The sequence below is a fragment of the Rhodanobacter sp. Soil_C_14 genome (assembly GCF_057657335.1).
This window is the reverse complement of record NZ_JBDGIQ010000004.1, coordinates 276,752-290,309: the sequence shown is the minus strand read 5'-3', so window position 1 is coordinate 290,309 and position 13,558 is coordinate 276,752. Positions and strand designations below refer to the sequence as shown.

At 66.2% G+C, this 13,558-nt stretch carries 9 protein-coding genes; 4 read left to right on the top strand and 5 right to left on the bottom strand.

The genetic code is table 11. From position 1 onward, the window contains the following. Positions 1-23: 23 nt before the first annotated feature. Both AC3A56_RS11995 and AC3A56_RS11990 read right to left on the bottom strand, forming a co-directional pair. Positions 24-926 (bottom strand): alpha/beta hydrolase, encoded by a 903-nt coding sequence (locus AC3A56_RS11995; protein WP_487770471.1) that lies wholly within the window; start codon positions 924-926, stop codon positions 24-26. A gap of 10 nt (positions 927-936) precedes the next feature. Next, the gene (locus AC3A56_RS11990) at positions 937-1,539 is read right to left on the bottom strand and encodes a TetR/AcrR family transcriptional regulator (RefSeq protein WP_056715677.1); all 603 of its coding nucleotides are present in this window, start codon (positions 1,537-1,539) and stop codon (positions 937-939) included. Positions 1,540-1,648: 109 nt separating this feature from the next. Between AC3A56_RS11990 and AC3A56_RS11985 the strand changes: the two genes are divergently transcribed. From AC3A56_RS11985 to AC3A56_RS11970, 4 genes are all read left to right on the top strand, one after another. Next, positions 1,649-2,446, top strand: coding sequence for a M48 family metallopeptidase (locus tag AC3A56_RS11985; protein ID WP_056715674.1), 798 nt, complete (start codon positions 1,649-1,651; stop codon positions 2,444-2,446). A gap of 245 nt (positions 2,447-2,691) precedes the next feature. After that, entirely contained in the window at positions 2,692-3,795 is a 1,104-nt protein-coding gene (locus AC3A56_RS11980; protein ID WP_056715671.1) for a Glu/Leu/Phe/Val dehydrogenase dimerization domain-containing protein, read from the top strand. Positions 3,796-3,933: 138 nt separating this feature from the next. Next, a complete protein-coding gene (locus AC3A56_RS11975) occupies positions 3,934-5,478 on the top strand; it encodes a phospholipase D family protein (protein WP_487770470.1) in 1,545 nt (514 codons plus the stop codon). 88 nt (positions 5,479-5,566) lie between these two features. Continuing rightward, positions 5,567-6,724, top strand: a complete 1,158-nt coding sequence (locus tag AC3A56_RS11970; RefSeq protein ID WP_056715690.1) for an isovaleryl-CoA dehydrogenase — start codon at positions 5,567-5,569, stop codon at positions 6,722-6,724. A gap of 250 nt (positions 6,725-6,974) precedes the next feature. On the opposite strand, the gene AC3A56_RS11965 is transcribed toward AC3A56_RS11970, so the two are convergent. From AC3A56_RS11965 to AC3A56_RS11955, 3 genes are all read right to left on the bottom strand, one after another. Next, positions 6,975-9,041, bottom strand: coding sequence for an alpha-galactosidase (locus tag AC3A56_RS11965; protein WP_487770469.1), 2,067 nt, complete (start codon positions 9,039-9,041; stop codon positions 6,975-6,977). 125 nt (positions 9,042-9,166) lie between these two features. Continuing rightward, a complete protein-coding gene (locus AC3A56_RS11960) occupies positions 9,167-10,414 on the bottom strand; it encodes an RICIN domain-containing protein (protein ID WP_487770468.1) in 1,248 nt (415 codons plus the stop codon). Positions 10,415-10,527: 113 nt separating this feature from the next. Further along, a complete protein-coding gene (locus AC3A56_RS11955) occupies positions 10,528-13,467 on the bottom strand; it encodes a TonB-dependent receptor (RefSeq protein WP_487770467.1) in 2,940 nt (979 codons plus the stop codon). Positions 13,468-13,558 lie beyond the last annotated feature (91 nt).

Sequence of the window (13,558 nt, the reverse complement as noted above, 5' to 3'; positions counted from 1 at the left end):
GAAGGAGTCGCTGGCGGGACTGGCTAGAGGCAGAGCGCCAGGTTGGGACTGCCAATCACCCGCGTACCCACGTCCTCGCCGCGCACGAAGGCCAGCGCGGCGTCGATCACTTCCGGCGCATCGAGCACGCGGCGATGGCCCAGGCCCTGGGTGGTGAACAGTCGCGCGCCGGGCCAGAACTGGGCATAGCGTTCGCCCTCGCCCCACGGCACGTCGGCATCGTCGAGGTCGTGCACGATCAGTGCGGGCTGGCCCAGCGCAGGCAGGCGGCGATGCACCTGCAGTTGCTCGACGCTGACGCCGGTGCGGCGCAGCAGCCAGTCGTAGAACGGCTGGCGCAGGTGTTCGCCCAGTCGCACGAAGCGGAAGAAGCGGCCGGCCGCGGCTTTCATGTCGGCCGCGGGCGCCACCAGGATCAGCCGATCGGCATGCCAGTCCTCGTCCTGGGCGAAGGTGACGGCGGCACCGCCCAGCGAGTGGCCGACGGCCAGTGCGGCGTGGCCGTAGTGTTCGCCGATCGCGTGGATGGTGGCGGTGAATTCGGGCAGCGTGCACAGCTTGCCGCTGCTGTGGCCGTGGCCGGGCTGGTCGAACGTGACCACGGCGAAGCCCAGCGCGCGCAAGCCCGCCACCCACGGCAGGAAGCGCAGGCCGAAGCTGGACCAGCCGTGCGCCAGCAGTGCGTACGGCTGGGTCGCGGGATCGCCCCAGACGTAGGTGGCGATGGTTTCGCCGCGGACCCGCAACTCGCCGCGCTGCATCTGCGCATCGCCCTGCACCGCTTCGGCGCGAACACGGCTGCTGGCGAACGGGCTGGCGAACAGGCGCGCGGCGCGGTTCACGGTGCGCTTGGGTGCGATCCGTCCGCCCAGCGCGAAGCCGGTGCGCACGGTGGTGAGCTTGAGTCGGTCGATGACGGTGGGCATGGGTTTCGCCTCAGGTTTGCCAGCTGCGCCACAGGCGCTCGAAGGCCGCGCGGGTGCGCTGGCCGGCTTCGTCGAATCCGAACAGCCCGGCGTCGTGGTGCAGGCCGAGCATCAGGGCGTAGATCTCGAAGGCGAGCTGGGCGACGTCGGTATCGCTGCGCAGCTCGCCCAGCTCGACCGCCTGCGCGATCGCCTTTTGCAACTCGTCGCGCCAGCCGGACTGCTGCCGCACCACGCCGTCGTGCAGCGCGCCGTCGCGGCCGTCGTATTCGCTGGCGGCGGACAGCAGCACGCAACCGCTCTGGTGTTCGCGGCTCCATGCGAACCAGTTCGCCACGATCGCGCGCAGCCGCGGCAGGCCGCGCGGCTGTTTCAGGGCGGGCATCAGCACCTGGCTCACGAAGCGGTTGCGGCCGGTGTCGAGCACGGCCAGTTGCAGCTCTTCGCGCGAGCCGAAATGGGCGAACACGCCGCTCTTGGACATGCCCACGTCGGCGGCCAGGTTGCCGATCGACAGGCCTTCCAGCCCGTCGCGACGGGCCAGCGCATAGGCGTGGTCGAGGATGGTTTCGCGGGTGCTGGCGCGTTTGCCGGGGAGGGTTGCGGTCGTCATGCGGCAGAAAATAGCACGATCGTTCGTACATTTCATCAACGCCGTGTTGATCCCGACCGTGATTTCCTGCGGTTATGCTCGAATCACGACCGTCCTCAGGGGATCACGCATGAAACACCGCCATCTGCTCGCCACGCTGGCCGCCACGTTGCTGGCCGGCTGCGTCACCTCGCCCACCGGGCGCTCGCAATTGATGATGGTGTCGGACAGCCAGATGAGCCAGATGGGGCTGACCGCGTTCAACGACATGCGCAAGCAGGGCAAGTTCGTCGACGCGCCGCGCGAGCGCGCCTACGCCACCTGCGTGTCCAGCGCGCTGATTGCGGTACTGCCGCCGCCATGGAACACCCAGCAGTGGGAGGTGCAGATCGTCGACGACGACAGCGCCAACGCGTTCGCCCTGCCCGGCGGCCGCATCGGCGTGAACAAGGGCATGTTCAAGCTGGCCAGCAACCAGGACCAGCTGGCCGTGGTGCTGGGCCATGAGTTGTCGCACGTGGTGGCGCGGCACGGCGCGGAACGCGTGTCGGACAACATGGCGACCCAGGCCGCGGTGGCGGCCGGCACGATCTACGCCGGCACCCGCGGCACCAATGCCGGCTATGCGGCCGCCGCGCTGGGCCTCGGCGCCCAGGTCGGCATCCTGCTGCCGTTCTCGCGCACCCAGGAAAGCGAGGCGGACACGCTGGGCCAGCGCTACATGGCGCAGGCCGGCTTCGACCCGCGGGCGGCGGTGACGCTGTGGGAAAAGATGGGTGCCCAGGGTGGCAGCAAGCCGCCGGCGTTCCTGTCCACCCATCCGTCCTCGGGAAACCGCGCCCAGGCGCTGAACCGGCAGGCCGAGCAGTTGCTACCGGCGTACCAGCAGGCGCGCAGCAGCGGGCATGCGCCGAACTGCCGGATGTAGGGGGCCGCAGCCCGCTTCCGGAGCCGGCCACGCCGCGCCCGAAGCCTCCATACGCCGGCGCCTTGCTGCGCCGCGGCACCACCTGCGGGGGTGACGTACTAAACTTGACGCTTTGATTCATCGCCCCGGCTCCGGTCGGGGCGATCAGTTTCAGGCGTTTTCAAACCCCCGGCGAAGTCCCGCATGCTCTCCGCCACCCTCTGTAGATGCCCACCGGCACCGTAAATCATGGAGTCACCGTTCCAATGATCTTTGAAACCATCGCCAACACCGGTCACGAAGAAGTCGTGTTCTGCCACAACAAGGACGCCGGCCTGAAGGCCATCATCGCGATCCACAACACGGTGCTGGGCCCCGCGCTCGGCGGCCTGCGCATGTGGCCGTACAAGACCGAGCAGGAGGCGGTGAACGACGTGCTGCGCCTGTCGCGCGGCATGACGTTCAAGAACGCGGTGGCCGGCCTGAACCTGGGCGGCGGCAAGGCGGTGATCATCGGCGATCCGAGCAAGGACAAGTCCGAGGCGCTGTTCCGCGCGTTCGGCCGCTTCGTCAACTCGTTGAACGGCCGCTACATCACCGCCGAGGACGTCGGCATCGACGTCAACGACATGGAATACGTGTTCCGCGAAACCGAATACGTCACCGGCGTGCACCAGGTGCACGGCGGTTCGGGCGACCCGTCGCCGTTCACCGCCTACGGCACCCTGCAGGGCCTGATGGCCACGCTGCAGGCGAAGCACGGCAACGAGGACGTGGGCAAGTACAGCTACGCCGTGCAGGGCTGCGGCCACGTCGGCGGCGAGTACATCAAGCTGCTGCGCGAACAGGGCGCCAAGGTGTTCGTCACCGACATCAACAAGGAAGCGGTGCAGCGCTGCGTCGACGAGCTGGGCTGCGAAGCGGTGGGCCTGGACGAGATCTACGACGTGGATGCGGACGTCTATTCGCCGTGCGCCCTGGGCGGCACCGTCAACGAGCAGACCATCGACCGCATCAAGGCCAAGATCATCTGCGGCCCGGCCAACAACCAGCTGGCCACCGACGAGATCGGCGACGAGCTGCAGCGTCGCGGCGTGCTGTATGCGCCGGATTACGCGGTCAACGCCGGCGGCGTGATGAACGTGTCGCTGGAAATCGACGGCTACAACCGCGAGCGCGCGATGCGCATGATGCGCACGATCTACTACAACCTGGGCCGCATCTTCGAAATCTCCAAGACCCAGAACATCCCGACCTACAAGGCGGCCGACCGCCTGGCCGAAGAGCGCATCAACGCGATCGGCAAGATCAAGCTGGCGCACATGGGCAATGGCGGCACCCGCTTCCAGGGTCGCATGCGCGGTCAGTAAGCGCGTCACCAGGGGCCTGCCGGTCTGCCGGCATGCCCTGTTTCCGCAAGGGCCTGCCGTCGATCACGGCAGGCCTTTGCGCATCTGCGACAGCCCACGAATAATCGGAAGCCGGAGGTGCCACGGATGCGCAGGATCATGATCTGGATGGGTTGGGCCGTGCTGGCCCTGGTGCTGCTGGTCGCCAGCGGCCTGTTGCTGGCCGACCACCTGACCCCGCGTGCCAGCGGCGCCGCCAGCACGACCCTGCCGCTGCAGGCGGCACAGACCCCGATCGATCGCGAACTGGCACCCTATCTCGCCGCCCATCCGGGGCAGACCGCGGCGACCCTGCTGCATGACGGCCTGGACGCGTTTGCCGTGCGCGCCGCTTCCGCGCGCATCGCCGGGCGCAGCCTCGACCTGCAGTACTACATGTGGCACGACGACCTGGTCGGCCACCTGCTGGCGCGCGAGGTGTACGCCGCGGCCGAGCGTGGCGTGCGCGTGCGCCTGCTGATCGACGACATCAACACCCAGGGTCTCGACCCGGCGCTGCTGGCGCTGGATGCGCACCCGAATATCGAAGTGCGCCTGTACAACCCGTTCCGCAACCGCAGCGGCGTGTGGCGCCTGCTGGAGATGGTGCAGCGTTTCTTCAGCGTCAACCATCGCATGCACAACAAGGCGTGGATCGTCGACGGCCGGCTCGCCGTGGTCGGCGGGCGCAACATCGGCGACGAGTATTTCGACGCCGCCAGCCGGGTGAATTTCCGCGACCTGGACATGCTGCTGCTCGGCCCGGCGGTAGCTGACGCCAGCACGATCTTCGACGCGTTCTGGAACTCCAGCGCCGTCGTGCCGATCGAGGCGTTGAACCCGCAGACGCCGGAACACCTGCAGCGGATCGTGTCGCGGCTCGGCCAGGAATCCGCCGGGCCCGACGCGCAGGTGTATCTGCAACGGGTTGCCGCATCGCCGTCCGCACAACGGCTGGCCAACCACGAGTTGTCCATGCACTGGAGCGCCAACATCGTGGTTGCCTCCGATCCGCCGCTGAAGTTCCGCTCCACCGATCGCGGCAGCTGGTTGCAGCCGCGCCTCACCGCACATCTCGCGGGCGCGCACAGCGAGGTGATGCTGATCTCGCCCTACTTCGTGCCCGGCAGGAACGGCACGGCCACCCTGGTCGGGCTGGCGCACGCAGGTGCACGGGTGGGCGTGATCACCAATTCGCTGGCCGCGAACGACGTGCCGGCCGTGCACAGCGGCTACGAGCGCTACCGCCGCAAGCTTCTGGAGGGTGGCGTGCACCTGTTCGAGATCCGCCGCAATGGCCCGAAGCCGGCCCAGGGCCTGTTCGGCAGCAGCGGCGCCAGCCTGCACACCAAGGCCTTCGTGATCGATGGCGAACGCGGTTTCGTGGGCTCGTTCAACATCGACCCGCGCTCGGCCAACCTCAACACCGAAATGGGCGTGCTGTTCGCCGATGCCGGGCTGGCCCGCGACCTGCGCCAGGAGTATTTGCGCCTGGCCTCACCCGCCCTGAGCTACCAGGTGCAGCGGCGCCCGGACGGCTCGCTGCAATGGCTGGACGCCAGCAGCCAGCCGCCACGCGTGCTGGACCACGAGCCCGACGCCGGCTGGTGGTTGCGCGCCACCACCCGCGTGATGAGCTGGCTGCCGATCGAATCGCAGCTGTAACTCGTCCTGCAACACCGGTCGCACCTTTGCCGGCGTTGGCGGGTCGCGTGGGTTAAAATCGCCGTTCTGCACACCCATGGAGTTCGTGATGCGCCCGTTTCCGCTTGGAGAAGACATCGACCTGCTGCGCGAATCCGTGCATGCGTTTGCGGAAAAGGAGATCGCCCCGCGCGCCGACAGGATCGACCGCGACAACCTGTTCCCGGCCGACCTGTGGCGCAAGTTCGGCGAGATGGGCCTGCTCGGCGTGACGGTTGCCGAGGAGTACGGCGGCAGCGGCATGGGCTTCCTGGCGCACATGGTGGCGATGGAGGAAATCTCCCGCGCGTCCGGTTCGGTCGGGCTTTCGTATGGCGCGCACTCCAACCTGTGCGTCAACAACATCTTCCACAACGGCAACGAGGCGCAGAAGCAGAAGTACCTGCCGAAACTGTGCAGCGGCGAGTACGTGGGCGCGCTGGCGATGAGCGAGCCCGGCGCCGGTTCCGACGTGGTCGGCTCGATGAGCTGCAAGGCCGAGCTGCGCGGCGACGTGTGGGTCGCCAACGGCAACAAGATGTGGATCACCAACGGACCGGACGCCGACGTGCTGCTGGTCTACATGCGCACCGCGCCGCGCACCGCCGGCAGCCGCTGCATGACCGCCTTCATCGTCGAGAAGGGCATGAAGGGTTTTTCCACGGCGCAGAAGCTGGACAAGCTGGGTATGCGCGGCTCCAACACCTGCGAGCTGGTGTTCGACAACTGCGAGATCCCCGCCGAGAACATCGTGGGCGAGGTCAACGAAGGCGTGCGCGTGCTGATGAACGGCCTGGACACCGAACGGCTGGTGCTGTCCGGCGGCCCGATCGGCCTGATGCAGGCGGCGCTCGACCTGGCCCTGCCCTACGTGCGCGAGCGCAAGCAGTTCAACGCGCCGATCGGCACCTTCGGCGTGATGCAGGCGAAGATCGCCGACATGTACACCGCGCTGCAGAGCTCACGCGGCTTCGCCTACATGGTGGCGCAGCAGTTCGACGCGGGCGTGAAGTCGCGCATCGACCCGGCTGCCTGCCTGCTCAACGCCTCGGTCAATGCGGTGCAGGTGGCGCTGGAAGCGATCCAGACCCTGGGCGGCAACGGCTACATCAACGAGTTCCCCGCCGGCCGCCTGCTGCGCGACGCCAAGCTCTACGAGATCGGCGCGGGCACCAACGAGATCCGCCGCATGCTGATCGGCCGCGAGCTTTTCCACGGCAAGGCGTGACTCGAGGACGCCGATCAAGAACCATCGGCGCCGGCACGCCATATCGACTTCCGCCGCATGCTGATCGGCCGCGAGCTGTTCCACGGCAAGGCGTGACTCGAGGACGCCGATCAAGAGCCATCGGCGCCGGCACGCCATATCGACTTCCGCCACATGCTGATCGGCCGCGAGCTTTTCCACGGCAAGGCGTGACGAGATCTGGTGCGAATGACCGGCGTTTCCGCCCGATCATTCGCACCACCCCGGAGTATCAGGATCCTGCCGCCACCGGCGTCAGCTCCAGCGTCAACACCTCGAACGGTGCCAGCGTGACCGTGCCCGGCTTGTCCGCATCAAGTGTCATTCCGGGCTTGGCCGCATCGCTTTTCCAAGGACTGTGCGCATGGAAACGGCGCGCCGCATCAGCAGGAAGTTCCAGCTGACGTTGCAGGTCGACCACCGCCAGCTGCGCGTGGTCGCCCGGATTGCGCAGGGTGACGATCGACTTGCGCGGCGACCATGACGCCCAGCCGTACACGTCGAGCCGATCCGGATCGCCGCCGATCCAGTGCGTGTCGCGCAGCACGTCCGCGTTCGCGCGCGACCAGTTCGCCGCTTCGGCCAGCACGTCCCAGTCGTGGCCGCTCAGCAGCGACGGAGTGATGTACAGCTCCTGCAGCTCGGTGCCGGTGGCGAAGTACGAGTGCACCTCGTTGGCGAAGTCGTGGCCCGGATCGGTGTTGAGCTTGCGGTTTTCCTTCGCGTAGATGATGCCGTGGAGCATCAGCGAGTTGATCGGGAACAGCGGCCCCTTCAGCACGATGTTGCGGTAGGTCTGCGCATCGCGATAGGTGATCCACTGCTCGCGCGTGCTGCCGACGCCGGTTTCGCTGTCGTCCTCGCCGTCGCGCCAGATGGTGTCGGCATAGCGCAGCCAGAACGGAGACGCCCAGGTGCCGGTGGTGAGGTTGATGAAGGTGTCCGGCTTGGCCGCGCGGATGTCGTCGATCAACTGGATCGCCGCCGCGAAGTCGCTGTCAAAGCGGCTGCCCGGGAACACCTTGTCGGCGTTGCCGGTGCCGTCGAACTTGAACTGGTTGATGCCGTCCTTTTTGACCAGGTCCATCACCGCGTCGTGGAAGCGCTGGTAGTACTTCGGGCCAGACAGCGCCAGGCCGCCGTCGATGATCTCGTAACCCGCCTGGGCACCGCGTTCCGCGCGCTCCTTCGCGGGCGGACCGTAGCCGCCCCACGGCGACAGCCACACGCCCGGCGCGGCGCCGTACTTCGCGGCGGCTTCGCGCAGCGGCGCGAAACCATGCGGAAAGTCCTTGCTGAAGTGCCAGCTGCCGCTGCGGTCGTCCCAGCCGTCGTCGAACAGGAACGAATCCAGTTTCACGCCGCGCTTCACGTGCAGCTCGGTGCCCACCGTGTTGATGCGGTCCAGCGCCTGCGCCTCGGTATACGGCGTGAAGTAGCCGATGTCGTACCAGGAGTTGTAGTGCAGGAACGGCCGGTACGGATGCGCCCGCTCGCGCTCGACGTAGCTGGCGAAGTCGCGCCGCAGCTGGCCGTCGCGCACCACGCCGACCACCGCCGAATAATCCACGGTCTTGCCCTTTTCCAGCGGCAACGTGCGCGACAATGTGAGCTTCACGTCGTTGTGCCGCACCGCGCTGTCCGTTTGCGGATTCTCGAAACCGAGGTAGACGTTGCCGGCCACCACCGGCGAGCCGTTCACGCTGCCCACTACTTCGGCGTCCACCAGCTGCGTTTCCAGCAGCGACACCTTGGCGATCTTCTCGTCCTGCTTCAGCGCGGCGATGCTGACCACCTCGCGCAGGTAGGGCGAGCCGTCACGCTGCACCAGCTTCCAGTCCACCCGGAAGCGACCATTCGCGTCACCGAAGCTGGCCTCGACCGCCTGGCCAGGCTGGCGCATGGCGAGGCGCGAAGCCTTCGCGTCCACGGGCAGCGGGCGGGCGCGCGGCGGCGACAGCAGCTTCATGTCGGAAGCCTTGATCGTGCTGCCGTCGGCCAGCAACAGCGCGAACGGCGCGGGCACGGCGAACGTGCGGTCGTGCGCCCGGTCGGTCATCGTCATGTCGACGAGCCGCTTGCCATCCAGCTTCCACGCCGCCTCGATCGCGGCGTTGCCGAAGCGCTCCACGCCGTGCCGATCGGCGAAGGTCGCTGCGCCGGGATCGAGTACGGCCTTGTCCCGGACGGTGCCGTCACCGGCGTGTGCCGTGCTGAAACCCGCCAGCGCGGCCAACAGGCAGGAAGCCAGCACGCTCATGCGCGACAGGCGAAAGGAATGCGGATGCGTTGCTGCCATGGTTGCCTCTCATGTTGATTCATTGATATCCACCCGCCGGTTGCGCTCGATGCCCGGTGCCTGTGCGGCTTCGCATGACGATGGGCGATCGCGGCATCGAGCGACAGGTCGCCCTGCAGACACGCTTACGGCTGCCTGGGTATCCACTGCTGATAGTCGGATGAATCGCAATCCGCCAGATTCACCGTGCTGTTCTGGCCGGCATCGCCGGCTGCGTTCAGGCATTGACCGGAGCCCACGTTGAACCAGGCCTCCGAGCCCGGCATGTACAGCCACTCCTGACTGCTGTCGGCGGTGCAGCTTGCGGCAAGTACGGCACTGCTGCCGTTTGCCTGCAGGCATACGTTGCGATCGATCAGATTCAGCCGGTTGCCGACATCGTTCGCCAGCAGCTGGTTGCCCACCGCCCAGGACGAGCTGTCGCTGCCCGCACAGACATTGAGGCCCAGGTGGTTGCCGCCCAACGTATCCGCGCAGTAGTGCTGGACGCGGTTCTGGGCGATGAAAGGCGCCCCGGGCGGCTGGTTGATGGTGGCGATGACCGTCCTGTCCGGGTTCATCATCGAACTGGCGATGGACGCGCAATCGCCATAGGTTTCTGTCGAGGCGTTGTTGGTCTGCACGGCATTGCCCGCGGGGTCGTACATGAGCGGAGCGTAGAACACCGCCGTCGTGGGCGGCACCTGGGAGCAGGAGGAATACTGCTGCGATCCCTGGGTGAAGTTTTCGACGAACTGCGGCACGACGGCCTGCAACAGGCCGTTGCCCGCCGGCGAATGGATGGTTCCTATCACCGTGGTCGTGCCCGTGTCGGCATCGGTGATGGAGGCCTGCCAGAGATAGTTTTCGCCGGCGTCGGCCTCGCCCGCGGGAATCGTCGTCTTTCCCGCGTACTCAACGTGCAAGGTGTACCTGGTCCCTTCCCTCCACGCCGGCTCCTTGCTGCCTTTGGTGGTGAACAGGCATTGAGTGCCGGTGCCCTCGCCACCGAATGCCCGGCATACCGCACCGGAGGCGGAGCCGGGTTTGTCGACACTGGAATCGTAGGTCTGGCCGAAGATCGAAAAGAGAACGGTCTTGGTCTTTTTCGAGTTTTGCTGGATCCCGGCATAGCCGCCCTGGTTGACGTTGACCGTCCAGAAAAACTGGCTGGCGTAGAACGTATTGCCGTTGTTGCCAGGCTCCCGGGTCACCCGCATGGAGGCGGCCAATCCGTTGTAACCGTACAGGCCATCGCCATTCGCGACGGCCGAGGCGGGGTAGTAGTAGTGATTCGCCACCATGCCACCCGCAATCACGGCGTGGGCCGGGCCAGCCAGGAAGGCTCCGATACCTGCAAGCCCATAGGCGAGATGCAACAGATATTTTTTCATGGGATACCTCGGTGGATAAGCGAAGGTGATGCCGTCGGCCGCGTGGCGCGGGAACGTGGCTCGCGGACAATCAGCAGGGCCGTCGCACCGCATCGGCGCGACGCCCTGCGTCCTCATCGAAAGGTGTAGCGGGCGATCAGCATCGTCGTCCGCGGTGCCTGCCAGGTTGCCGCGCCGTAGCTCGGGTTGAGGATCGGCGAGCCATCGTTCTGGAAACTGCCGGTGTCGTAGCGCTGCTCCGCATCGATGCCACCCTGGCGATTGGTGACGTTCTGCACCTGCAGATCCAGACTCAGGTGATGGGAGTCGCTGATGGCCCAGTCGTAGCCCACGCCCAGGTTCCATTGCCAGAACAGCGGCGTACGCCCGGCCGCTCCCAGCGGTGCCGGTGCGTTGTTGCAGAAGTGGCTGGCGGCACCGTATTGCTCGGCAGGGTTGTCGATGTCCGGATAAGTGCCAAGGCAGTTTTGCGGCGTGCCGGTGGACAGGTCGAACGTGCTGCCGATACGCAGGCCGCTTGGGAAGTAGTAGATGCCGTTGAGCTTGAGGCTGTGCCGCACGTCGCCGGCCAGGTTGCCGGAGCTGTGCTCCATCAGGCCGGGGAAGTCCCACAGGATCTGCTCGGACGGTCCGCCGTTGGTGCGCGTACCCAGATTGAGCAGGCCGTCGTAGTTGCCGTACAGGTGCGCCCAGGTGTAGCTGAGGTCGAGGAAGTACGGCTCTTCGCTGTTCTGCGCATGCGTCAGTTCCAGCGTGAGGTGGACGTACTTGCGCGTAGGCGCCGGACCGAACACGCTGCCCGGCACGGTCAGCGATTCCAGCTTGCCGTCGCCGTCGTAGTCGCGCATGAACACCTGGGCGATGCCCGGGTTGATCATCGGGCAGCCGCTGGAATCCTCGTAGTCCGGGTAGCCATGGGCCTGCGCGTAGTCGGTGATGCCCTGGGTGTAGCAGGTGTCCTCGATGGCGCGCTTGAGCGAGGAGTAACCCAGCTCGGCCATCGAAGACCAGCCGTTGCCCAGCGTCTTCTGCACGTACACCTGGAACTCGTACTGGTACGGCGCCTTGATGTTGGACGTGGCGACATTCGCGGCGCTGGGCGCCTGGCCGTTGATCAGCGTCTCCTGCGGACCGATCTGGGTCAGCCCGGTCGGCGCCTGCGTGTTCGGATCCCTTCCGGCGTAGGTGTAGTAGCGGTACCACTGGGTGACGGCGCCAGCCGCACCGTTGTTGACGCTGGACGGGATCGGGATGGTGTACTTGCCGGCGTTCGCACCGACCTTCATCGTGCTGTCGCCGTAAACATCCCACGACACGCCGAACCGTGGCGACAGCAGCGGCAGGTGCCAGAAGTTCTGGCCGTTGACGTTCTTGTTGATGAAGGTGTCGTCGCGCAGGCCCGCATAGACGATCCAGCGGTCGGACGCCTGCCAGTAATCGTCGATGTAGAACGCCTTGTTGACCGTGTAGAACGGACCGCCGGTGCTGATGAAGTACTGCGCCACGTAGCGGCCATCGGCCGGTGCCGGCGAACCGTTCGGCAGCACGCTGCCAGGCTGGGTGTAATAGGTCCAGTCGCCACCGTCGGTGGTGGTGCTGACGTTGTTGATGAAGTGCTTGTAATGCTCGCCGCCGATGGTGATCTTGTGGTCGCCCAGGTTCCAGGTGAAGTCGCCCTTGAAGCCGCGACGCCAGTAGGCGAACGGATACAGCTTGCTGCTGGTGGTGGTGAGACCGATGTTCTTGTGCACCTGAGTCACCGGATCGACTTCGATCACGTAAGGCAGGTTGGTACCCGAGGTGGAAGTCGGGCTGAGCGAGGACTGGCTCAGGTATCCGCCCATCAGGCGCAGGCTCATGCTGTCGTTGATCTGCCAGTGGTAGTTGCCGATCAGGAACTGGTTCTTGACCTGGGTCGAGGTCCAGCCTGCGTACGCGCCTTGCGAGGACGGGTCGTAGTCGCGCGTCAGGCTGTACCGGTTGTTGAAGGTGTTCTTCCAGTCGCGGTTGCCGACCACGTTGAACGACTGGTCGGCGTTGATGTTCCAGGTGAGGTTGAGCAACCCGTTCTTGTCGCGGTTGGCCGTGTCGATGTGCCGGTTCTGCGTATTGCTCTGACTGGTGTTGGCCGGCGAGTTGCCCAGCATGGCGAAGAAGAACAGCTTGTCCTTGACCAGCGCACCGGACGCGAACAGGTACTGGTTGGCCACATTGGCGCTGTGGCTGTTGGAGGAATTGAAGCGGTAGTAGTCGCCCTGCGCTGTGCGCGAATCGCGCGCATGCGGGTTGAACCACGAAGTCGCCGGCGTGAAGTACAGCGAATAACCCGCCTGGAACCGGTTGGTGCCCTGGCGCACGGTGGAGGCGATCGTGCCGCCGGTGGTGCTGGTCCAGCTCACACCGGCGTTGGCGCTCAATACCTGGGTCGAGGTGATCGCCTCGGCCGGCAGGTAGGTGGCACCGAGCCCGTTGTAGTCGTAGGTGCTGTCGAATTCGTTGTAGTAGTAGCGGTTCTCGGCCGGGCTCGCGCCGCCCATCTGGATCAGGCCGGTGGTCTGGTTGTCGTACTTCACCTTCGAGCTCAGCAGCGCGACGCTCTCGGGGCCGCGCCCGGTCGGCAGCTGGTTGACCACACTCATGCTGTAGTTGTTGGAGAACTCCGGCGTGCTCACGTCGATCGGCATCACGTCGGCATCGATGGCTCGTCCGGACACCCGAATCGCGCCGAGATCGGTGGCGCTCGCCGACGCGGTGGCGGCGGCCTCGACGCCGGAAAGCGCCGGCACCATCGTCTGCACGTTGGCGCTCACCACGACAGTGCGGGTGCCGATGGTGGAGCCGTCCTGCAACACGGTGACGGTGTACTTGCCCGGATTGAGGCCGCCCACGTTGTAACGCCCATCGCTGTCCGGCTGCAGTTCGCGGTGGTAGCCGGTAGCCGGATTGGCTACTTCGAGCGTGACATGACTGCCGCCAGGCTCCCTGCCATACAGGCCGCCGGTGATCGATTGCGCCTGCGCGACATTCGCACCCAGTGACACCAGCAAACCCATGGCGAGCAGCGTTCGCCGCAAACCGTCAGCCCTGTTCCCGGCGCCCCGGTGTGCGGCAGCGATCAACAACTTCCTGCTCCTGCCCGCGACG

Excerpts from the sequence above, each read along its gene's own strand:
- AC3A56_RS11995 (WP_487770471.1), bottom strand. The coding sequence starts at position 926 with ATGCCCACCGTCATCGACCGACTCAAGCTCACCACCGTGCGCACCGGC.
- AC3A56_RS11970 (WP_056715690.1), top strand. The coding sequence starts at position 5,567 with ATGCGCCCGTTTCCGCTTGGAGAAGACATCGACCTGCTGCGCGAATCC.
- AC3A56_RS11985 (WP_056715674.1), top strand. The coding sequence starts at position 1,649 with ATGAAACACCGCCATCTGCTCGCCACGCTGGCCGCCACGTTGCTGGCC.
- AC3A56_RS11990 (WP_056715677.1), bottom strand. The coding sequence starts at position 1,539 with ATGACGACCGCAACCCTCCCCGGCAAACGCGCCAGCACCCGCGAAACC.
- AC3A56_RS11955 (WP_487770467.1), bottom strand. The coding sequence starts at position 13,467 with ATGGGTTTGCTGGTGTCACTGGGTGCGAATGTCGCGCAGGCGCAATCG.
- AC3A56_RS11965 (WP_487770469.1), bottom strand. The coding sequence starts at position 9,041 with ATGGCAGCAACGCATCCGCATTCCTTTCGCCTGTCGCGCATGAGCGTG.
- AC3A56_RS11980 (WP_056715671.1), top strand. The coding sequence starts at position 2,692 with ATGATCTTTGAAACCATCGCCAACACCGGTCACGAAGAAGTCGTGTTC.
- AC3A56_RS11975 (WP_487770470.1), top strand. The coding sequence starts at position 3,934 with ATGATCTGGATGGGTTGGGCCGTGCTGGCCCTGGTGCTGCTGGTCGCC.
- AC3A56_RS11960 (WP_487770468.1), bottom strand. The coding sequence starts at position 10,414 with ATGAAAAAATATCTGTTGCATCTCGCCTATGGGCTTGCAGGTATCGGA.